The 20,596-nt window shown below is 58.8% G+C and carries 25 protein-coding genes and 1 pseudogene; 7 read left to right on the top strand and 19 right to left on the bottom strand.

Going from position 1 to position 20,596, the window contains the following annotated elements; all coding sequences use genetic code 11:
• The first annotated feature begins 7 nt into the window (after positions 1-7).
• Both ACGYLX_RS17145 and ACGYLX_RS17150 read left to right on the top strand, forming a co-directional pair.
• A complete protein-coding gene (locus tag ACGYLX_RS17145; protein WP_249777990.1) occupies positions 8-271 on the top strand; it encodes an iron chelate uptake ABC transporter family permease subunit in 264 nt (87 codons plus the stop codon).
• Between the two features lie 318 nt (positions 272-589).
• Positions 590-973: an ATP-binding cassette domain-containing protein gene (locus tag ACGYLX_RS17150; protein WP_271694222.1), complete on the top strand. Its 384-nt coding sequence runs from the start codon at positions 590-592 to the stop codon at positions 971-973.
• A gap of 656 nt (positions 974-1,629) precedes the next feature.
• Here the strand turns inward: ACGYLX_RS17150 and ACGYLX_RS17155 are convergent.
• From ACGYLX_RS17155 to ACGYLX_RS17170, 4 genes and pseudogenes are all read right to left on the bottom strand, one after another.
• Positions 1,630-2,213 (bottom strand): annotated as a pseudogene (locus ACGYLX_RS17155) (cation diffusion facilitator family transporter).
• A gap of 133 nt (positions 2,214-2,346) precedes the next feature.
• Positions 2,347-2,781 (bottom strand): CBS domain-containing protein, encoded by a 435-nt coding sequence (locus ACGYLX_RS17160; protein ID WP_394450957.1) that lies wholly within the window; start codon positions 2,779-2,781, stop codon positions 2,347-2,349.
• Positions 2,782-3,260: 479 nt separating this feature from the next.
• Positions 3,261-3,926: a L,D-transpeptidase gene (locus ACGYLX_RS17165; protein WP_067264455.1), complete on the bottom strand. Its 666-nt coding sequence runs from the start codon at positions 3,924-3,926 to the stop codon at positions 3,261-3,263.
• A gap of 405 nt (positions 3,927-4,331) precedes the next feature.
• On the bottom strand, positions 4,332-4,661 hold the full coding sequence (locus ACGYLX_RS17170; protein ID WP_236627323.1) for a helix-turn-helix transcriptional regulator: 330 nt from the start codon (positions 4,659-4,661) through the stop codon (positions 4,332-4,334).
• A gap of 72 nt (positions 4,662-4,733) precedes the next feature.
• Between ACGYLX_RS17170 and ACGYLX_RS17175 the strand changes: the two genes are divergently transcribed.
• Genes ACGYLX_RS17175 through ACGYLX_RS17185 form a run of 3 tightly spaced genes read left to right on the top strand, consistent with a single transcriptional unit; the run spans position 4,734 to position 7,330 of the window.
• Positions 4,734-5,582: a cation transporter gene (locus ACGYLX_RS17175; protein WP_067631019.1), complete on the top strand. Its 849-nt coding sequence runs from the start codon at positions 4,734-4,736 to the stop codon at positions 5,580-5,582.
• Entirely contained in the window at positions 5,579-6,079 is a 501-nt protein-coding gene (gene lspA, locus ACGYLX_RS17180; RefSeq protein ID WP_067631017.1) for a signal peptidase II, read from the top strand. Before ACGYLX_RS17175 ends, lspA begins: the two co-directional genes overlap by 4 nt.
• A 3-nt stretch (positions 6,080-6,082) precedes the next feature.
• Complete coding sequence (locus ACGYLX_RS17185) at positions 6,083-7,330, top strand: cytochrome P450 (protein ID WP_067631015.1); 1,248 nt, start codon at positions 6,083-6,085, stop codon at positions 7,328-7,330.
• On the opposite strand, the gene ACGYLX_RS17190 is transcribed toward ACGYLX_RS17185, so the two are convergent.
• The 9 genes from ACGYLX_RS17190 to ACGYLX_RS17230 form a co-directional block, all read right to left on the bottom strand.
• Positions 7,314-7,973 carry a cation diffusion facilitator family transporter gene (locus ACGYLX_RS17190; protein ID WP_082849320.1) on the bottom strand — a complete coding sequence of 220 codons (660 nt, stop codon included), beginning with the start codon at positions 7,971-7,973 and terminating at the stop codon, positions 7,314-7,316. The genes ACGYLX_RS17185 and ACGYLX_RS17190 overlap by 17 nt on opposite strands.
• Before the next feature lie 111 nt (positions 7,974-8,084).
• A complete protein-coding gene (locus tag ACGYLX_RS17195; RefSeq protein WP_067631010.1) occupies positions 8,085-8,699 on the bottom strand; it encodes a class I SAM-dependent methyltransferase in 615 nt (204 codons plus the stop codon).
• 4 nt (positions 8,700-8,703) lie between these two features.
• Positions 8,704-9,405 carry a cytochrome c biogenesis CcdA family protein gene (locus tag ACGYLX_RS17200; protein ID WP_348348220.1) on the bottom strand — a complete coding sequence of 234 codons (702 nt, stop codon included), beginning with the start codon at positions 9,403-9,405 and terminating at the stop codon, positions 8,704-8,706.
• Positions 9,406-9,520: 115 nt separating this feature from the next.
• Complete coding sequence (locus tag ACGYLX_RS17205) at positions 9,521-10,042, bottom strand: TlpA disulfide reductase family protein (RefSeq protein WP_067631003.1); 522 nt, start codon at positions 10,040-10,042, stop codon at positions 9,521-9,523.
• Positions 10,039-10,566 (bottom strand): DsbE family thiol:disulfide interchange protein, encoded by a 528-nt coding sequence (locus ACGYLX_RS17210; protein WP_067631000.1) that lies wholly within the window; start codon positions 10,564-10,566, stop codon positions 10,039-10,041. Before ACGYLX_RS17210 ends, ACGYLX_RS17205 begins: the two co-directional genes overlap by 4 nt.
• A 364-nt stretch (positions 10,567-10,930) precedes the next feature.
• On the bottom strand, positions 10,931-11,626 hold the full coding sequence (locus ACGYLX_RS17215; protein ID WP_394450960.1) for a hypothetical protein: 696 nt from the start codon (positions 11,624-11,626) through the stop codon (positions 10,931-10,933).
• A gap of 105 nt (positions 11,627-11,731) precedes the next feature.
• Positions 11,732-12,733, bottom strand: coding sequence for an IS30 family transposase (locus ACGYLX_RS17220; RefSeq protein ID WP_067630998.1), 1,002 nt, complete (start codon positions 12,731-12,733; stop codon positions 11,732-11,734).
• Between the two features lie 101 nt (positions 12,734-12,834).
• Positions 12,835-13,827, bottom strand: a complete 993-nt coding sequence (locus ACGYLX_RS17225) for an IS30 family transposase (RefSeq protein WP_067629841.1) — start codon at positions 13,825-13,827, stop codon at positions 12,835-12,837.
• Positions 13,828-14,148: 321 nt separating this feature from the next.
• A complete protein-coding gene (locus ACGYLX_RS17230; RefSeq protein ID WP_141100289.1) occupies positions 14,149-14,262 on the bottom strand; it encodes a hypothetical protein in 114 nt (37 codons plus the stop codon).
• Between the two features lie 77 nt (positions 14,263-14,339).
• Between ACGYLX_RS17230 and ACGYLX_RS17235 the strand changes: the two genes are divergently transcribed.
• Positions 14,340-14,717 carry a hypothetical protein gene (locus ACGYLX_RS17235; RefSeq protein WP_110812048.1) on the top strand — a complete coding sequence of 126 codons (378 nt, stop codon included), beginning with the start codon at positions 14,340-14,342 and terminating at the stop codon, positions 14,715-14,717.
• Positions 14,718-14,854: 137 nt separating this feature from the next.
• On the opposite strand, the gene ACGYLX_RS17240 is transcribed toward ACGYLX_RS17235, so the two are convergent.
• Together ACGYLX_RS17240 and ACGYLX_RS17245 are read right to left on the bottom strand one after the other, a co-directional pair.
• A complete protein-coding gene (locus ACGYLX_RS17240) occupies positions 14,855-15,325 on the bottom strand; it encodes a hypothetical protein (RefSeq protein WP_088664340.1) in 471 nt (156 codons plus the stop codon).
• Positions 15,322-15,948 (bottom strand): TetR/AcrR family transcriptional regulator, encoded by a 627-nt coding sequence (locus ACGYLX_RS17245; protein WP_065335121.1) that lies wholly within the window; start codon positions 15,946-15,948, stop codon positions 15,322-15,324. The genes ACGYLX_RS17240 and ACGYLX_RS17245 overlap by 4 nt, the downstream gene beginning before the upstream one ends.
• Before the next feature lie 123 nt (positions 15,949-16,071).
• Here ACGYLX_RS17245 and ACGYLX_RS17250 point away from each other — a divergent pair, with 123 nt between their 5' ends.
• Positions 16,072-16,524: an ion channel gene (locus ACGYLX_RS17250; protein ID WP_227513932.1), complete on the top strand. Its 453-nt coding sequence runs from the start codon at positions 16,072-16,074 to the stop codon at positions 16,522-16,524.
• A gap of 28 nt (positions 16,525-16,552) precedes the next feature.
• Here ACGYLX_RS17250 and nhaA read toward each other — a convergent pair whose 3' ends face one another.
• From nhaA to ACGYLX_RS17270, 4 genes are all read right to left on the bottom strand, one after another.
• On the bottom strand, positions 16,553-17,686 hold the full coding sequence (nhaA, locus tag ACGYLX_RS17255) for a Na+/H+ antiporter NhaA (RefSeq protein ID WP_394450969.1): 1,134 nt from the start codon (positions 17,684-17,686) through the stop codon (positions 16,553-16,555).
• A gap of 5 nt (positions 17,687-17,691) precedes the next feature.
• Positions 17,692-19,026 carry an APC family permease gene (locus tag ACGYLX_RS17260; protein WP_088664342.1) on the bottom strand — a complete coding sequence of 445 codons (1,335 nt, stop codon included), beginning with the start codon at positions 19,024-19,026 and terminating at the stop codon, positions 17,692-17,694.
• A 24-nt stretch (positions 19,027-19,050) separates the two neighbouring features.
• Positions 19,051-20,103, bottom strand: coding sequence for an NAD-dependent epimerase/dehydratase family protein (locus tag ACGYLX_RS17265; protein ID WP_394450962.1), 1,053 nt, complete (start codon positions 20,101-20,103; stop codon positions 19,051-19,053).
• A 180-nt stretch (positions 20,104-20,283) separates the two neighbouring features.
• Positions 20,284-20,596 (bottom strand): methyltransferase family protein (locus ACGYLX_RS17270; protein ID WP_394450963.1); only part of this gene is annotated, 313 nt, incomplete at its 5' end.

Genomic DNA, 20,596 nt, shown 5'->3' on the forward strand with positions numbered 1-20,596 from the left:
ATTACTCATGGCGGCCGTGCCGGCTTCCTTCGTCGGTACGATCGGTTTCATCGGCATTGTCGGTCCATATGTGGCACGGCTTCTTTTAGGGGAAGATCAACGCTTCTTCTTGCCCGGAGCAATGCTAGCTGGCGCGCTGATCCTTTCGGCCACATCTGTGCTCTCGAAGGCCTTGTTCGGCGCTGTCCTGCCCATTGGCAATGTCACGGCATTGGTGGGCGCTCCCTTCTTTGCCGCTCTTATTCTGACCAAGGGGCGCAAAGCATGGTGACGCTGCAACTTGAAAACCTCGTTGCGCGCTATGGTCGGCATGAGGTCCTCAGCAAGGCAACAACACCGCCAATTCGAGGAGGCAGTGACGGCTCTTGTGAGGGCAAATGCGGCTGGTAAGTCCACGCTGTTTCGGCGCATCGCAGGACAGATGCGGGGGGCAGGGACTGTGCGCTTCAGCGATGCAGCCACGGAGGACTTGCGCTACATGCCGCAGGATACGGGGATGAATGCAGCGCTGACGGTCTACGAATCCATCATACTCGCGCTGAAGCGCGGTGGGAGCGGTTGACGCCTTTCTACTTCCGAGCTAACGGCCGTGAACGACGTATTGGCCAGATTGGGCATCACCGCTCTTGCTGAGCGGCAATTGCCGGAACTGTCAGGCGGGCAACGTGAGGTCGTATCGATCGCACAGTCGCTGGTGACGCGGCCGCGGGTTGTCCTCATGGACGAGCCCACCTCCGCGCTCGACCTTTGCCTCCAATACGAGGTATCGGAGGCTTTGCAATCCTATGCTGCTGAAAGCGGAGCTGTGATGATCCTCGCTTGGCATGACCTAAATCAGGTGAATACAGAATGCTCGGTCATCATTTTACCTCATAATGATCTCAAGCTGGCGGAAATTGCTGTTGAGCGGTTTCTCCGCGTTCCAGTGTCATGCCCGCAGTTTGCTGTGAAATCGGCCAACTACAGCAGCTAGGTCTCTTTTCGATCCACCCGGATCAACAACAATGGTTCCGGAATGGACCAACAGAAGCACGCCGCGAATGGCGAGTTCTGTCAAGAACCAGTTCACGTCACGTTCTGACAATCCCAAGCATTCTGGTGCCGTCACAACGACCTTATCCCCTTGATTTAGCGACAGCAGCAGTTGCTCTCGTTGGATGAGATGCTTTCGAGGACGCGTAGTTTGCCCTTCAAACTGGTCACACCAAACCTGTTCAATTACCCCATGCAGCGAAATTTCTTGTCGCTGCCGTTTGGCGGACGGCCTACCTTGGGCGGAAAGGATATATCCCCACGTAGCGCCGGATTTCGAAAACTTTGGGTCCATTTAAGGTCTTCCTCCTCTTAATCGTTCTTAGAAGCGGGAGGACTAGATCACGATCCAGCTTGCCGATTGATTGCCTCCGGCTAGGCTCACCCCTCTCCGCGGAACCATCTTCTTATCTGACCTAGTAGGCCAGATTCACAGAGCCAAACGCGACTATGCGCCGGCTTCGAACCTCGTGAGATTGAGGTCTCGGCCCTAGCTTGCTTGTCTCTTGCAGACGCTACTGAAGCAGGACGTGCATCCGTTTCAGATCGCTTTCGCTCAGCTTGCCTTCGCCGACAAGGGCAATCATCTCGTCATGATCAGCCAGTGTCTTGGTTAACATGGTTTTTCTCGTCTTCTTCCGGCCTGCCGTGACCGTAAAGGTCGGCGTTCTCATGGGCTCGGTCTTCGTGCTCAAATTCCAAACTCGAATGACCGATGCTAAAATCGTCCTTCAGCCGGTCCTTGATTGCCGTCTTGATATTTTCGATTTAACGCCAGCCGTCCGCTGTCAGCACGATGTGGCAGTCCAAAGCCGCCTTGCGCTCCTGCATCTGCCACAGATGGGCGGGTCGATCATGCGCATGCCACCCTCGTAGATCAGGTAGAAGCCGAGCAGGATAAGGGTCGTGTAGTTGATGAGCGCTGCGACAATTTCTATCCGCCCATAGCCGAAGGTCATGCGCGCGTCCGCAGGCCGCCGCGCGATTTTCCGAGCGGCAAAGGTGATCACCAACGATGCCATATCCGAGAAATTGTGCAGAGCATCCGCGATCAGTGCGAGGCTGCCGGATAGGATGCCGCCGACAATCTGCGCGACGGTCAGAAGACCGTTGGCCCAGATGGAGATGGAGACTCGACGGTCGCCGGACTCGAGGTCGATATGGGCGTGATCGTGGGCCATCAGGCAACTTCCTATCTGTTCGGCAGATCAAAACGCGGTCAAGCGCCGCGTTTTGACTTCCTTTCAACATGTGCAGCCAGACCGGACTTATTCGCAACAGGTTCGGTCACTCGGGATCCCATGTGCCATTGGGTCAGCAGCAGCCAGAACTCTTCTCTGGCTGCGACACTTCCTGCACCAATTCGGCTGTTTCCGCGCCGTCGGCTTCCCGTGCCACGTCCGCTTGAGCCACGATCCCACAGCATTTGCCGCTTTCGTCTGTAACCACGCTGCGGCGCACCTGTTTTTCTTCCATCTTGCTGCAACAGCTTTTAACGTCCTCATCAGGTGAGACTGTCAGGAGGTCATCCGACATGACGTCAGAAACCGGCGTGTCGGCTGCCTTTCCCTCTGCGACGGCACCACAGCAGATGTCGCGGTCCGTAATGATGCCGACCGGCTCACGGGCGTCATTGATCACGGGAATCGCGCCGACCGACTTTTCATCCATCAGCTTTGCGGCCTCCTGAATCGTAGTGTCGGTACTACAACATGTTGGATTGCTGGTCATGATTTCGTGAACTTGCATGATCTTACTCCTTGTTTTGGTTACTAGGGTGGAAGCCGAAAGACGGGTGTTCAAGTTCCTTTCAGCGCGCTGAGTGGCGAGTTTTCGCGCGAGCCGTGCAGCAGCCACAATTTGGATAATTCAGTACTTGGAGCGCTGGTTTCTCTTCGGTCCAGGTCGGAAAAGGTCGGCAAGGGACATCAGGTATCTCCTCGAATCGCTTCCAAGGAAATGTAGTTACTACAGTTACTGTAGCTTCAAGCCACAAGTCTGTCCGGGTAGACGCGGTTGGAAACCTTCCCGAACAAATCGTTAACCTAGCTGCCCCTAGTCAGGACCCCACTACAGCTCGGCTTCGTTCCGAGGATGGGTGTTACTGGCATAAGCACAGCGGTCCAGCAAAAACGACACTGGTGCCGCTCTGCTCAATAGGTGGCAACCCGATCTGCACTACGCGTTCGGCGTGAGATATTGACCAGTGCAAACTGGGTGGGCGTAGATCACGTTCGCGGGGTCACGCTTTCTTCTGCCGAATACAGGAACGCCGTCGAACCAGTTTTGACGTTCGGGTATAGATGGTTGATATGTGCCATGACCATGCGGACACACCCCGAACTCGCGCGCCCGCCGATGCTTCTTGGTTCGGGCGTCCCGTGAATGCGTAGATAGGTGTCTCGGTTGCCTTCAAAAAGGTAAAGCGCCCGCGAACCAAGAGGGTTTTCTGGGCCAGGGTCAACACCGTCGGCAACCGGGCCATAGAGCTCGGGATCGCGTGCGATCATGTTTTGGGTCGGCGTCCAGTTTGGCCATTCCACTTTTCGCTGGATCGTATACGTGCCGGGCTCGTACAGGTTACCACGGGCGATCGCCACACCGTAACGCATCGCAGTTCCCCCTTCTTCGATGTGATAGATGTAGCGCGCTACGGCATCGACGTGGACGTCTCCCGGAACAAGCCCGTCCTTAGCGTCCACCCGCTGGGGCAAAAAGCGCGGGTGCAGGCCCCACGGGTTTGACGTAGTTGGATCAAAAGCGGGAGGTGTGACCTGCGCGTCCCAGGCGGCCTTCTCCTCCTTGGTGGGCCGGGTGGCTGCCAGTAGCGGGCCAGCGATTGGAGTAGAAAACAGCGCACCGCTGGTCTGGAGAAAATGTCGTCTTGTCAGCATCATTCTTACTCCTTCAACGTTAGGTAGGCAAACTAAGCTTAAACAAGGCCACTCTGCCGTTCAGTAAGGAAAGCCTGAAGCAGTATGGCCTGTTTGACTCGAATGCCGTTCTTCGTCTGCGGCCCTAACTCCTAAAGCTACTGTAGGTTCAAGAGAAATATTGAGGTCGAACCGGGGCTTTCGTGTTCTTACTTAGACAAGAACAGACCAGTCCGCCAGCAATTCGGTCGTGGCCCGTCACCGCAGGACTATCCGGTATTCTGGGTGCGGGGCCGATGTTCGCCATTGGTTGAAAAAACCTTCGCGGTAACATCTCGACTGTGTCTCACGTCGAAAGAACTACATCTAAAGAACGACCAAACCGGAGCGATGTAACGACCTGGCCGAAGGCCACGACATCTTGAATCACGTCTCGCGATAGTTGTCACAAGCCTCAACCCCTTCTGCGACGACATCAAGAAGAGCATCTACATCGCTCAATAGCGTTGTGATACGTGAATTGCTGATACGGTAGCGAACAAACCGTCCATCTCGATCGCTGGCGACAAGCCCGCACTCCAGCAGGCATCGCAAATGATTGGAGATATTGGGCTGCGTTAGTCCCGTGTGCGCGACGAGCTCCTGAACGACGAACGGACTTTTTGCCAAGGCGTCCAGAATCGTCAAACGACTGGTATCTGCGAAGCCGCGAAGCAATTTCGCGCGCTGTTCAATAGTGGTGGTCTTGTCTTCCATAACGATTTGCGCCATATCATTTCTCGCTGATATATAGAATCTTCTATCCACTTTAGCAGGAAAGCCGCGATCATGGCCAACACAGACAACGAGATAGCAGATGCGCCATTGTTTCGATACCGGGTTTCCGGCATGGATTGCGCGAAGGATGCTGCACAGATCGAGCGGGCGGCACAGTCGGCCGGGGTAGCGCCCGGCGATGTGAAAGTGTCGGCCGCAACCCACATCATGACACTGGCTGCACCCGAAGGGCGCCTGCCGGACATCGAAAAGGCCGTTGCGGTGACCGGCTACGGCTTCGACCGGATCGAGGGCGATGGAGACATTCCGCCGAATCCCGCCCATCAGGACCCGGCCTACCGACGCGCGCTCTGGATCGTCGTGATCCTGAACGTGGGCTACGGTGTCGTTGAAATGATCGGCGGGTTCATCGCCGGGTCACAGGCCGTGAAGGCCGATGCGCTCGATTTCATCGGCGACGGCGCGATCACCTTCCTTGGCCTGCTGGCCATCGGCTGGAGCCTCGCCTGGCGGGCACGGTCGGCCTTGATCCAGGGCATCTTCCTCGGGCTCCTCGGTCTCGGCGTCCTCGGCACGACCATCGTCCGGGTCTTCGAACGGACGACGCCGGATGCGGGTCTCATGGGCCTGCTTGGCATGATTGCCCTTGTCGTCAACGTCATCTCCGTTCTGCCGCTGCTGCCGTTCCGCAAGGGCGACGCGAACATGCGGGCCGTCTGGCTTTTCTCTCGCAACGACGCCATCGGCAATGCGGCGGTTGTCGTTGCCGCCGGTCTTGTGGCCTGGCTGGGCAGCGCGTGGCCCGACCTTATCGTTGCCTTCGGTATCGCCGGGCTATTCCTGCACTCGTCCTGGGCGATCATTCGCGATGCGCGGGCCGATCTGAAGACGACTGCATGAACAGCCGCGTTCTAGGCGGAGTTTGCGCCATCTCGGCGTTCGCCCTCGATCAGGGCACCAAGGCGCTTGCCCTGAACACACCTGCGCTTGAGGGCGGCGTCGAGGTTCTACCCTTTCTCAATCTCGTGCGGGTTCTGAACGATGGAGTCAGCTTCGGTATGCTGGGCGGGATCGTGCCTTGGTGGGGTCTCATCGCGCTTGCTGGCGTGATCGTGTTATGGCTGCTGATCTGGTTGTGGCGCGCGCCGGACAGGCTGACGGCTGCCGCTCTCGGTCTGATCATCGGCGGCGCACTCGGCAATGTCCTCGACCGGCTGCGTTATCAGGCCGTCCCAGACTTTCTGGATTTCCATTACGGAACATACCACTGGCCGTCCTTCAATCTTGCGGATGTGGCGATTTTCTGCGGCGCGGCCCTACTGTTCTGGGACAGCTTCCGCTCTGCGACGGACAAGCCTGGTCAGGGTCAACGCAAGGAAAACACAACGGGGGTGTAACCCATGTTCGGCATACCATCTGCGAAAGGCTTTGACAGCACACTTGCCCTGCTGCGCAACCCATATGGGTTCATTTCGGAGACCTGCCGCGCACTCGACACAGACCTGTTCGAAACCCGCATCCTCCTTCAAGAGACGATCTGCATGACCGGCGCGGCGACGGCAGAAGCCTTCTATCGGGAAGACCGGCTGATCCGCGCAGGCTCGATGCCAGGCCGCATACAGAAGTCCCTGCTGGGAGAAGGCGGCGTTCAGGGATTGGACGGCGCTGCCCACCAGCACCGCAAGAAGATGTTCATGTCACTCATGGGGACCGAGCGGATCGCCGCGCTTGAGGGCACGTCGCTTCACATGTTGGACAACTATGCGCCGGACTGGGAGGCGAGGAACGAGGTCGTCCTCTATGACGAAGTGCGCGAAATGCTCACAAGAGCTGCCTGCGCCTGGGCCGGGGTGCCGCTTAATGAAGCTGAGGTGGCGACCCGAACGGCGCAGCTTACAGCGCTTTTTCAGGACGCCGGGGCCCTTGGCCCCAAACACTGGCGCGCGCGTCTGGCGCGCCACCGCCTGGAAAAATGGGCAGCACGGCTAATCCAACAGGTCCGCGATGGTGAGCTTCAGCCGACGCAGGAAAGTGCCCTTCATATCATCGCGACATGGCGCGATCTCGATGGGGAGTTGTTGACCCCCAGGGTGGCCGCCGTAGAGCTGTTGAATGTCCTGCGCCCGACCGTCGCGGTATCCGTGTTCATAGTTCAGGCGGCGCATGCTTTACATCGGCATCCCGAGTGGCGGCAAAAGCTGAAGGACGACGAGGGACAGCTCGAACCTTTCGTGCAAGAGGTCCGCCGTCTGTATCCGTTCTTTCCCGCGGTTGCGGCACGGGTGAAGAGCGATTTCGAGTGGCGCGGACATCGCTTTCCCAAAGGGTACAGGGTTCTGCTCGACCTCTACGGCACGAATACCGACGCTCGTTCGTGGGACGCGCCGCAAGAGTTCCGGCCCGAGCGGTTTCACGATCGGGAGGTCACTCCCTACGAGTTCATTCCGCAGGGCGGTGGCGATCACCACAGGAACCACCGTTGTCCGGGCGAGTGGATCGCGATCAGCCAGATGAAGGCGTTTTGCAGTTTCTTCGTGAACGCCATCGACTACGAAGTGCCGGATCAGGATCTGGATCTGGAAACCGGAGAACTGCCGCCCATGCCCAAATCTCGGTTCATCATGCGTAACGTCAGGCCTCGGCAGTAGCTTCGCCCTCGTCCGGATCGACCGACCGCGCATCCTTCGTGGCCTCGAACGCCTCCCATGCAACGTAGGGCACGATCAGAAGCGCCGCCACCGGGTCGGCCCACCACCAGCCCATCCATTGCGTCAGACCGATCCCGGCCAACACCACGATCGTCTGATACTGGCAGATCATGGTGTCCTTGGCATCGTACTTCAGGGCGGGCGCATCGAGCCGCTTGCCGTAGCGATACTTGCCCCAGGCGAGGAACGGGTTGGCCACGAGCGAAGCACCCAGAATCGCGATACCCCACCAGTTGAAGCCCGGCGCCTTCTGCGAAATGAAGGCGGAGACCGCCTCGTAGAGGATCGCCGCGACGACGATCCAGAAGGCACAGGCAACCACGTAGAGCGCGACCTTCTTGCGGTGCAGGACCGTGCGCTTGTCGGCACCGTCCACCTCACTCTTCAAGCGCCAGATCAGAGTCGCAGCCGAGGTGGCCTCGACCGTACTGTCGAGGCCCCAACTCACCAGCGCTGCGCTGCCGGTCAGAAGTCCCACGGTGACGGATACGACGACCTCGATGATGTTGTAGACGAGGCTGGCGATCTCGACCCGGATGCCGCGCGTCAGATTGGCCTGCCGGTTATCTTGATGACTGCTCATAACATCTCATCACCGCAAAATTTTCGGCGAAAGTTCGAGGCGAGAATTGGCTACCTTGCCATCAGTTGCGCCACGGATCGAAAGCCGAGATTGTCCTGTTTCCAAGCTTCCTCAGTAGAGGCGAGCTTGTCCCTCATACATGAAAACCAAGGGCTTCGGACCTGTCGCGTAACCGGTGTTGAGCCGCTCCATGCGGAAGCCGCTTGTCTCGATCAAGTCGGCCGTCGGGCGGTCAAGATGGCAGTTCCCGGCGCAGTGTTTCCAGACAGGCGTCAGCCAGCGTTGCCAGCGCCGGATACGGGGTCCGGGCGCCAGGCCATGCTCGACGAAGCGGAAGACGCCATCCGGCTTGAGAACGCGCCGGATCTCGGCGAGAGCCTTCTCCGGTTCCGAAACGCTGCAGAGTGTCCAGGTGGCGACGACGCAATCGACGCTGCGATCTTCGAGCGGCAATGCTTCGGCCACGCCCTCGATCATCTCGGCCGCGGGCATCAGTCCATGGGAGGTTTGCGCGGCCCGAGAGAGGAGTTCGGGCGACGGATCAATACCGATGATCTGGCGCACGGCCTCGGGGTAGAGCGCAATGTTCAGGCCCGAGCCGATTCCGATCTCCAGCACACGCCCATGCAGGCCGGAGATGGCGCGGCGCCGGTAGGGAAGAAGTTGATCCTGGCCCATCGCCAGATGCGTCAGCCGAGGGAGGATATGTTTCTCGTACAGTCGCATCTGTTCACCCGATCCGCGCAAGGACAGGGAAGGTGTCCAGCAGCCAGTAGGCCAGTGCGCTCAACCGCCCGGTCATCATCGCCAGGCCCATCAGGATCATGACGCCGCCCGCAGCCTGATGCAGGCGGCGACCCCAACGACCGATGCCGCGCAGCCTGCCGGCAATACTGTCGGTGAACCCCGCGACGACCAGAAACGGGATCCCAAGGCCGGCCGAGTAGACGGCAAGCAATGCGACGCCCTCGCCAATCGTCGCGCTTGTCGCGCTGGCGGTTAGGATGGCACCGAGGATCGGCCCGATGCACGGTGTCCAGCCGAAACCGAAGGCGAGTCCGAGCACGTAGGAGGCGACCGGTTGCCCGCCCGGCAGGTCGAGATGGAAACGCAGGTCGCGCTCCATGGCCGACAGGCGCGCTGCCCCGATCATGAACAGACCGAACAGGATCACGATCGCGCCGCCGACGAGGTTGAGTTCGTAGCGCCACTGCAGCAGCGTCTGACCGAGCGCGGTGGCAGAGGCCCCAAGCGCGATGAATATCGTGGAGAAGCCAAGGACGAAACAGAAGCTGAGCCAGACGGCCCGCCCCTTCGAAGGCGCTGCACTGCCGGTGACCGTACGTCCGGCAACGTAGGATACGTAGCCGGGCACGAGCGGCAGCACGCAGGGCGACAGAAAGGAAACGGCACCGGCCAGCAATGCCGCCATTAGTCCAAGAACGGAAAGTTCAATCAAATCCACATCTCCAAACTGATCGGTAGACCGCCACCACGTGTGCGCACGGAGCGGAACGGCTGGCGCGGTCGTCGTGCTTTTCCATGTCCTATTGCTTACGTTCGTCAATAAGAGCGCTTATCTGCGCAACGGCTTCGGGGCTGTTCCATTCGGCCGGGCCTGCGAGGCGCCCCCGCTCGCGCCCAATGCGGTCGATCAGAATCGTTGTCGGCAGACCCACCACGGCCAAGGCCAGCATCGCGCGCGTATCCTCCGCGATATAGAGATCGAGGTTGCGAATGCCGGTCTCTCGGTAGAAGCGGCGCACAGGTTCGAGACCGGCCCGATCGATCGACAGCGGCAGAACATGAAAATCCGATCCGCCGAGGCGCGCTTGCAGCGCGTCGAGCGTCGGCATCTCCTCGCGACAAGGCGGGCACCAAGTCGCCCAAATGTTCAGAAGCACGACACGTCCCTCGAAGTCCGCCAGCGTCAGATCCCGTCCATCTCCATCCACGAAAGGCGGCGACAGGAGATCACGCGGAGTCCCGTGATTAGGGATCGGTGGTCGGGCGGAGGCAGGGCTTGCCGCAAGCGCCAAGACTCCGGCAAGGACGTCACGTCGCCTCACGGGTCGCTCTCAGCCTGCAACCGGCGCACGACCGGCAGAATGTCCTCCTCAAGCGAGGCCTGATCAAAGGGGCCGACATGCTTGTATGCAATGCGCCCCTCGGCGTCGATTATGTATGTTTCCGGCACTCCATAGACGCCCCAGTCTATCGCAACGCGGCCTGATCGGTCCGCGCCGATGCGGGTGAAGGGATCGCCGAGCTCTTCGAGGAAACCCAGCGTCTCCTCGGCATCGTCCTTGTAGTTGATACCGTAGATCGGAACGGTGCCCGCTTCGGCAAGATCGACGAGAAGCGGGTTCTCCGTGCGGCAGGGGACGCACCACGACGCCCAGACGTTGACGAGAGAAACCTGGTCTTGCAGGTTCGCCGAGCCTAGGCCGTCCTGCCGCCCTTCGATGGGCGGGAGCGCGAATTCCGGGATTGGTCTTCCGATCAGCGTCGAGGGCAACCGGTCGTCGTTGTTCCAGAGGCCCCAGTAGAAGACTACGCCCAGCAACCCAAACAGAAGAATAGGCAAAATCATGAGCGGCCGTCCGCTCCGGCGCCGCTTTTCTTGGTTATCCTTCGAACTCATAGCCTGCCATCAATGCTTGGAAGGAATAAGGTATCAGCAACCGCTGATATGAAGCAAACCGTCGCCGATCACAATGCCGAACGATGGGGGAGGCTTGGCCGCGGCTTCGCAGACCCGAGCCATACTTACTGTTTAGATTCGTAAGAAATCAGTGAAAGGTCGGTATCTGAAGAGGCCGTTGAATTCAGACCTCTGAACGGCCCCTTCGTCCGCTCTCCGGACATGCGCACCGAAAGCAGCGAAAAGCCGGTATTTGAGCAACTCAGCACGCTCAAATTCTCGCAGCATGATGGCAAAGCTGTCTTTGCCAGCGCTAGTAGTTCACCTGTTCGAAGTCGTAGTTGCCATCATAGTCACGCCAATCGACGAAGACAGATCGGTGATAGATACCCGGGCAATTCTGGCCCCAACGTTCAAGTCCCACATGGGCCTCAGGCAGGGCAGTTATAGAAGATCGCTGCCATGAGAAATCGCCTTGGGTTCCATAAGTGCCGAGGACTACAGTGGCGTAGCGTTCGCAGTCTCCTTCGCTTCCTGCTTCGTATTGCCGCGCGTAACGAACATCAAAGACACGGATGGATCGTACGAAATTGAACTCAGGTCCGCTGATATCGATGTCCGCCCGATCTTGAACGAGCCGGAGGGCCTGGTCGGCGGGAACGAATTTGTCTCTTGGCAAGGATTGGAGCGGTCGATGGCTGTCGGGCGGGTACAAGGCTTCAAAGATACGGCCAGCGTTGTTTGGTGGCCGATCGCCCTCATAGGAGGCGCCCATGGGACAGCGCCAGATTTGCAGCGGCGGTTCCACTGGCCAAGGCGTGATACGCCTGATGAATTCGGCGCGAGCTCGGGCGCAAGGGACGGAAGCGGGCCAGCCGCCAGACAGACACAAGAGGATCGCGCAGTCGATCGGGTATGTCTGCGCTCGGGCGGACATTGGTAGCGAAAGACCAGTCACGGTGAAAGCGACTGCAACCGAGGGGAGGAGCTTCTTGATCAGATAGTGCATGCTGCGGAACCTCCGTGAGAGGAGTCCAGCATATATACGATAATATACTATCGCAATGTGAGCGATACCTGAACTGCGACTCATGTTGGGATCAGGGTAGGGGCGTCATCGCATTTCCTCCAACATCTTTTCGCGGAAGACCTCAGCTGGCGTTTTCCATCCAAGGCACTTGCGCGGCGTATTGTTGAGGCGATCACAGATCACCTTCATATCGTGATCTGTGCATTGCCGGATATCGCGTTTGCGGGGCAACCACCTTCGAAGGCGTCGGTTAGTGTTCTCGACTGTGCCTTTCTGCCAGGGGCTGGAGGGGTCGCAGAACCACGTCTGGGTTCCGATCTCGGCTTGCAGGTGGGGCCAACTGACAAACTCGGTTCCGCGGTCAAAAGTGTTGGACCGACGGGCGACGAGGGGGAGGTCTTTGATGGCGCTCATGATCTTGGCCATGACCGGCTTGGTGCGCTTGTTCGGGTTTTTCAGGATCACAGTGAAGCGGCTGACGCGCTCAACCAGTGAGGTAACGTTGGACTGGCCAAGCTTTTGTTTAAACAGCATCAAATCAGCTTCCCAATGACCGAACTGACGGCGATGAGCGACATCATCGGGTCGGAACAGAATGCTGACATCGCGGTGGAATTTGGGTTCTCTGCGCCTTCTGGTGCGACGTGGTCTGCGGGCGACACGGTGGGTCGGTAGATACCACCACAGGTCTTCGCGCTGACCTTCCTTGGAGTAGATGTAACGATAGATGGTTTCCTGACAGACCCTGAGAGGAGCGCGTTCGTGAATCATACGGTTACTGATCTGCTCTGGTGTCCAGCCGTTCTTGATACGCTCGATCACGCACTTGCGAAGCTCAGGATGTTTGATCAGTTTGCGCTCTCGAGCACGACGTTCCGCTTGCATCAGGTGAGCAGCGGCACCGTAATAGCCATCGCAACCCGGCATGCTTTCGTCCGAAAAATGGTTGCGCTTTAGCTCGCGAAATATCGTTGATCTGCAGCGCTTCAGAACGCGCGCCATCTCATCAACTGGGACCTTAGCGTGTCTCCAGCGTTCTATCTTGCGTCGTTCTGTGATACTCAGTTGGTCGTAAACGGCTCCCATACCGATTCCTCTCATTAGATAAACTACTGTTTTCTAACAAGAGTCGCGCTTGAGGGTAGCGCGCGCCAATGGTGTCTCAAGGGTCGTTGCGACAGTTTCCGCTATCTCAGTTTCCTCAACTCTTCCCTGAACGCTTCCGTCGGTGTGCGCCAACCAAGGCACTTTCTTGGCGTGCCGTTGAGGCGGTCACAAATCGCCTTCATATTGCGATTTGAGAGCGCCGCGAGCTGGGTGTCACGGGGAAGATATCGCCGTGCGCGTTTGTTGAGGTTCTCGACCGAGCCTTTTTGCCAGGGTGCTTGTGGGTCACAAAACCAGCTGTCAGTGCCGATGCCCGACTTGAGCTTTCTCCACTCCCGGAATTCGAAACCACGGTCAAAGGTGATCGATTTGCGGGCCGGCTGGGGTAGGGGTTCCATCACATCCATCAGCTTGCGCATGAAGTGGGTCGAACTGCGGTCGTTGTTGCGAAACAGGACGGCGAACCTGGTCTTGCGTTCGACGAGCGAAGCCACGTTCATCTTGCCATTGGCACGTTCAAAGATCATCAGATCGCCTTCCCAGTCACCGAACGCCTCGCGTGTCTTCACATGTTCAGGGCGCTCGTGAATGGACCGATCCAGCGGGAATACCTGGTCTCGGGGGCGTCTGGCATACCGGGACCGTCGTTTCTTGCGACGACTTGGAAGGTATCTGGCTAATTCTTCGGATTGTCCCTCAGCGCTGTAAACATGGGCGTAGATCGTCTCATGGCTGACGCGAATGGCATGTCCTTCGAATGTAAGCCGACCGGCAATCTGCTCGGGCGACCAGCCTTCTTTCAACTGAGTGATAACAGCCTTCCGAAGCTTAGGGAGACGGATCAATTTCCGCCGCCGCGCACGTCGAGCTTCTGCCTTCCGCTGTGCAATCACACAATAGTAGCCACTGAGATTTGGCATTTCGCCATCAATGTAAAAATTCCGCTTTATGTCGCGATAGACTGTTGAGCGGTGTCTCCCAAGCTCAGCGGCTATTTTGTTGATCGAGAATTTTGCTCTGAGCATGTCCTCGATGATGCGTCTTTCACGCAAATCCAGCTCTGTATGTGCCATGTCTGTTCTCCTTGCTTTTTCAGCAAGATACCGGAAGTGTCGCAACCCAGTTTAGAATGTGCCCAACACTAAGTATAAATACGCATAATGAAGTTTATGTTAAAATGCCTGATCAAAACATCTGCACACAATTTGCTCAGCCGCATCTTCTAAACAGCAGAAGCGTAGAGAAAATCGGTCCGATCCTCCATTTTCGAATAGACGCGGCGATCATCCGTAATTCCAACGGATCGCGAGGTTTCGCGATTACCCCAAAGAGATTTTGCAGATCCAGTCGAGAATTTTATCCAGCACCGAGATGCGCGAAAATATTGCCTTTGGTCATGGGCATTTCGTCTCTTTCAGGTTCATCCGGTCCGCGCGCACATACCGGAAATCACAATACCTGCCGCCAGAGACGAGCGTTTGAGAGCGTTCCAGTTGCCCTCCCCACATCTCCGCCAGCGGATAGTCCAGATTACAGGCATCCCTTGGCAAAAGTCACGGGCGTCCTCCGGCGAGAGCAGCTTGTGATGCAGCTCCTGGTAGGGACACCGCGTCACCAGGAAAACCCCTCCACGATCGCTGTCGATCCAACGCTTGCAATAGGACTTCGGGCCGAAGGGAAAGACGTCCATAATCAGATGCGTGTCGCGTTCGAGACGCTTTGCCGGGTCGCGGGTCGTCAGGCGCACAACCGCGTCCGGAACGGCCATGAACCTGCGGTAAATGATCCATGCCGCATCGCCGACCAGTTCGATGGCATAGGCACGCTCGACGCCGCGGTCGATGGCGGACTGGATCGCAGAGATGATCAGCGCGCCGTTCAAAAGCCAGAGCCGCGCACCGGCGCTGCGTTCGTGCGGGATTTCGGCTGCGTGCTTCTCGAAACGGGTCCATGTATCCGTTAGGAGCGCGTGGATCTCCGCCCGGGTGAAACGGCCCTTCGCCATCTCGCCGCGCACCCGGTTGCGGCCCAGAATGGCCCGCATCGCCGCCGCGCGCACGACCGGGCGGAACAGGACGCGGAACAGGCGCTGTCCGTGGGTCATTTCAGCCAGTCAGGCCCGAAGGCCCTGCCCCGATCCGTAAATGTCATCCAGCCAAGGACGGCGCCGCCCAGTGCGGACATGACGATGCCATTGAGCATGAACAGAAGGCCCGCACCCTGGGCACCGAAATAACCGAAGGTCATATCGAGCCTGAGACAAAGGGTATTGCAAAACAGCCCCAGCATCACCGTTGACAGCAGCGCAGTCAGGCCCACGGCACGCCAGCCGTCCACTCGGCCCAGCAAACCCAGCACCAAGACCGCACCGAATGCACCGCCCATTCCAACGCCGCAATAGACCAGGGTCCACATGGTCTTGTTGAACCAGCTGCCCTTGGGGAAAAGGTAGAACCCCCAGACGAGGAGGATCACAGCCTCGCCAAGGATCGAGAAAAGGAGCGCCAGTTTCAGGGGGCGGGCAGCACCAGTCCCGCCCGCGGTGAATGCGTGTTCGGTCGCGGAAGTCATTCCCGCTCTCCTTTTTGTTCGGTCAGGTCGCGCAAAAGGCCAACGATCCGGGCTGCGGCCTCTGCGACTCGTGTTTCGGACATCTCGCTCCATGTTGCGGCAAACCAGCGGTCGCCGCCCTCAAGCATCCCGAAGGTGGCATCCATCAATAGGTCCTGCGGCAGGTCGGTGCGCACCGCGCCAAGCGCCTGGCCCTGAAGGATCAGCGCTTCCAGCCATTGACGCATCTGCCCCGCCAGTAATTCAAGTGCGGGATGCGCCGTGCCGTCGGCGCGCGCCTGGATCGCGCTCCAATTCAGGGCCGCCAGGACGGGATCGGTCAACTGGCGTTGCAAAAAGGCGCGATACATCGCCTCCCACATCGCCCAATAGTCCGAGGCGGTCGCGGGCGGCGCGCCGGGAACCATGGCTGCCAGCAGGTCGTCAAGCGCCCGTTGCGTCACGGCGGCATAGAGATCGTCCTTGCCTTCGAAATAATGATAGAAAGACGATTTGCTCATCCCCGCAGCGGTGATGACACGGTTTATCGAGGCGCCGGACAGGCCATAAGTCGCGATCTCTGCCGCCGCAGCATCGAGGATTGCCGCCTGTCTCTCGGGCGTGACATTCTGGAAGCGCTTCATGGGAGCCATGGCAAAAGTTGTACTATGGGTTGGACCCGGAGTCCAATCAAACGTATGGTAGCTTTACTTGAGGCATTGGATCACGGCGCTTTCTTGCGTAAAGATCGTTAGAGGGATCATAAGTTGTTAGTTTCGATAGCCATATCCGTCGCACTCTTCGTCGCCACAGCCTATCTGCATCTGATGTCCCTGCGCTTCTGCTCAGGCCGCATGGCATCGGTTCCAATGCGGCCGCATACGCGCGTGCTTTCCATCGTGAGTCTGTTGTTTGTCACCCATCTGTTCCAGATCGGGCTCTTTGCGGGCGGCTTCTGGATTGCGGGGGCGTGGTTCGGGATCGGTGGCTTTGAGGGGTCCGACATGGCACACCCGCTCGACTACCTATATTTCTCGGCCGTCATGTACACATCGCTCGGGATCGGAGATATCGTCCCGACCGGTCATCTGAGATTTCTCGCCGGTGTCGAGGCACTGAACGGGCTTTTGATGATCGCCTGGTCTGCGTCCTTCCTGTTTGCAACAATGAACCGTCTGTGGGACTGGGAGCCTTGCCTCGAGCCCAAAGATGAGGAGTGAGGCATCCGTTGTTAGAGGGCTCAACCGATCAGCGGCTCTTGAACGCAATGAGGCCGAGCAAAGCGGCGACAGCTGAACTGCCCACAACGGCGAGTTTTGCCGTTGCGGCGATCGGGGTTGCGTCGAAAGCCGCGCCGATGATGAACAGGCTCATGGTGAAGCCGACACCGGACAGCAGTGCGACCCCAATGACGTCCCGCATCGAGGTGCCGGGCGGGAGTGTTCCGATGCCGAGGCGAAGCGCCAGGAGTGTTCCGGCGAGAAGTCCCAAAGGCTTTCCGACAATCAGCGCCATCGCAATACCGATGGCCACGGACCATGCCTGTGGATCGGCGGGAAAAAAATCCAGCATAACGCCGCCGTTGAAGAAGGTGAAGATCGGCACGACAAAGAACAGAGCAAATGGCGAAACGCGCCGCTCAGCGCGCGCTGTCGCTCTTGGCGGAAACGACGACAGCGGCAGAGAAAACCCGACAATTGCCCCTGCAATCGCTCCTTCGAGACCGGTCAGTATAAGTCCTGCCCAGAGAACGCAGCCGAAGGCGAGGTAAGGCACGAGCGATGCCCTTCGGGTTCGATTGAGTAGAAATAGACCTGCCAAGCCGCCAACCACCATCCAAAGCGGCCAAAGCTGATCGAACGATCCGTAGAACAATGCGATGACAATTACTGCGCCGAGGTCGTCGAAAATCGCGGCGGCCGTTGCAAAGGCGATGATCGCAGGACCAAGCTGACCCGAAAACAGCGAAAGGACGCCAAGGACCAAGACGATGTCTGTCGCAATGGGGATCGCCGACCCACGAAGGGCGACAGTATCTCCGAAATTGACTCCAAGATATATGGCTGCCGGCACGATCATGCCCCCAAGCGCCGCACTTGCCGGAAGCATGGCCGCACTGGGTTCGGACAGCGCCCCACGGGTCAGCTCGTGATTTGTGTGGATGCCAATCAGAAAGAAGAAGACCGTCAGAAGGCCCTGATTGATCCACTCGATCAGAGGGGCTTCGATTGCCCAGGTGCCCGCCCCAACCCGCAGAGGCAGGTGATGCACAATCGCATAGATGTCCGCCAGCGGCGAGTTCGCGGCCACCATACCCAGAGCAAGACCGACGAGCATGGCGAACCCCGCGCGCCGCCCGTCGCGGACCGATTGCGTGGCCACATCCGTCAACTGTGGGCGGGCTCATCTTGCGGCGCCAGCCAGCGCGACAGATAGGCGCGTTCGAACAGAAAGACTCCCGCGATCGTAACGGCCGCATAGGCGACGATGGCCGGATCGCTCTGCAGCTTCATGGCCGTGAACGCGACCAGAACGATCGCATCAAACCCGAGTGCTGCAAGAATGACGACACCCGAGGCGCCGATCTCTGCCCTGCGGTAGCGCCAGACACCCCAATGCACAGCCATATCCATTGTCAGGTAGAAGAACGCACCCAGCGACGCGATGCGGCTCAGATCGAAAAACACGGCAAGAAAGGATGCGATGACCACCGTGTAGACCAGCGTATGCCGCTGGATCGGACCGGACATGCCGAAATGGCTGTGCGGGATCATCTTCATGTCCGTCAGCATCGCCAGCATCCGCGAGACGGCAAACACACTTGCCAGCACGGCCGAAGCTGTCGCCACCACGGCCAACAGGACCGTCAGCAGGAAGCCGACCTGTCCCAATGCCGGTTCCGCCGCCTCGGCCAGCGAATAGTCCTTGGCGGAGATGATCTGATCGATGGTCAGGCTGGAGCCGACACCGAAGGCCACAAGCAGATAGACAACGACACACAGCGCAATCGAAATGATGATTGCGCGCCCCACATTGCGGTTGGGATCGGTGATCTCAGCCCCGCTGTTGGTGATCGTCGTGAACCCCTTGAACGCAAGAATGGCAAGCGCGACCGAGGCGACGAAACCCATCGCGCCAAAGTCGCCAGCGTCTTGCGTCGCGGCGGCAAAGCCAAACCCGCTCGACCACAGGGCAGCGATCCCGAAGAGCGCGATGCCACCGATCTTGATCGCGGCCATGACCATCGAGAACAGCCCGATCGATCGGTTGCCCGCGATATTCACAAGAAAGGCAAACAGGATCACCCCGACCGCGAGGATGGGCACCAGAGGTCCGCCCTCGATATCGAAGGGACGCAAGAGATATGTGGCAAAGGTCCGTGCGACGAGGCTTTCCGCGATCACCATGCTGAGCGCCATCAGCAGCGCCGCCCCAGCCGCAATCCCTCCCGGCCCGTAGCATTTTTGCAGGATCATCCCGATCCCCCCTGCCGAAGGCCAGGCGTTGGACATCTTGATGTAGCTGTAGGAACTGAACCCGGTCACGATCGCACCGATGATGAACGCAATGGGAAAGAGCGGCCCGGCCAGTTCGGCAATCTGCCCTGTCAGGGCAAAGATCCCTGCCCCGATCATCACGCCCGTGCCCATGGCAACCGCGCCGCCCAAAGTGATGGAGTTCTTCTTGTAGCCGTCGCCGCCGTGGCCGTGCTCGTGATTCATGATTTGCCCCGTCTTTCCTGTTTCTTAGTTTGGCCTTTGCCAAGCGTTCGTGTGTATGGCCGCTCCGCCTGCCAAGTGGCGACGCAGACCGCTCAGCGCCTGCTCCAGATCAAGGTGGTCAACAATCGAATTGGCCCCTGCCTGTCGCGCATCGCCGAACCGCATTGCATCAAGTGTCACCAATATCATCGCAGCCGTCAAATCAGCCTGATCGCCACCTTCGAACAGGTTCGCGGCAATCTCTTTGCCGTCGCGATCGAACGCAACCGCCGCGATCCGTGTTCTTAATTGCCCGAATTGCGGCAGCCACTCTGAAAGCTTTGTCAATCGCCGGGAATGCTCTGACATCCAGCGTCCGAGCCAAAGCCGTTGTGCCACTGCAAACAGGCGTGTGACAAATGGCGGATCGACGGCCAGGTAATGGTGAACACGGACTTCGCGTCCGCCAGGATGAATTCCCTCATCGGGAAACGCCACATCGAGCGCCAGTCTCGGCGCCTCGTTCTGTGCGAAACTAAACCACCAGGGGTGCGTGCCAGGAAATACAGACCGGCCCGTCACCGGGTCGTCATAAGGCTGTCCAAGCGTCCGAAAGAACCACTCAGACGCTGCCTTCCCGTAGTGACGGCCCATGCCAAGCTCGACTCCGATACGCAGCGTCTCTACCCGTTTGTCGCTTGCCAGAGCTGTCGCCATCAATGTGCTGAGACCCGGAGCAGTTCCAACACCCGTCACAAGACACCCGTTTGTCCCGTCCGCCGCCCGGATCAGGGCGTGGACATAGCTCGGCGTCGCCGATGTATCGAGCACCGTACCGCCTCTTGCGAGAATTTCAGCGACCAGCCCCGGCGGTGTCGCTTCGGTCAGATTTACGACCATGGCGTCGTCGGGAAGTGAATGGGCCGCGTCGGGGCGCGCCACGTCGAGGGCTGTGTAAACCACGTTTTCATGCGCCGTTTCAACCGCACGGTTTCGCCTGGAAACCGCCCAAACCTTCCATTCCTGATGGTCGGAAAGGAGGCGAACAAGCCGCGACCCGACATCACCGGATCCTCCGAGGATCACCAGATTGCTCACTCCGTTCACCCTCTTGGTCTCGGCGCTTCTAAATCGCAAATCCGTCTTGCATTTCCGATATCAAACTCAATCTTCGATCAATTCGCAGGCGAGCGCTCGATCGTCGGCAAAAACTGACGCCGCTCCGGTTTCCCGATAGCCAGCTTGCGCTCTGCAAAAAACGGAACAGAACGCTTGCGTTCATTGCGCGGCAACTTCCCGGAATCGAGGCAGAAACGCCGGAACATTCTCTGCATATCTCTCCCATGCCTCGCCAAACCGGGCCCGACTGTCGGCCTCCTCGCTCTTGGCAAGTCGCGCATACATCCAGACCAGAACCGGGAACATTGCAAGCGTGAGGATTGTCGGCCATTGCACGAGGAACCCTGCCATGATGAGAACGAACCCCACATATTGCGGATGCCGTATCCGGGCGTAGGGACCCGTGACCGCCAGTCGCCCGGCCCGCTGTGCTGCCCAGAGATGGTGCCAGGCCACCGAGATCAGCCAGAAG

Source organism: Sulfitobacter sp. 1A13496 (assembly GCF_043557225.1).
Taxonomy (GTDB): Bacteria; Pseudomonadota; Alphaproteobacteria; order Rhodobacterales; family Rhodobacteraceae; genus Sulfitobacter; species Sulfitobacter faviae.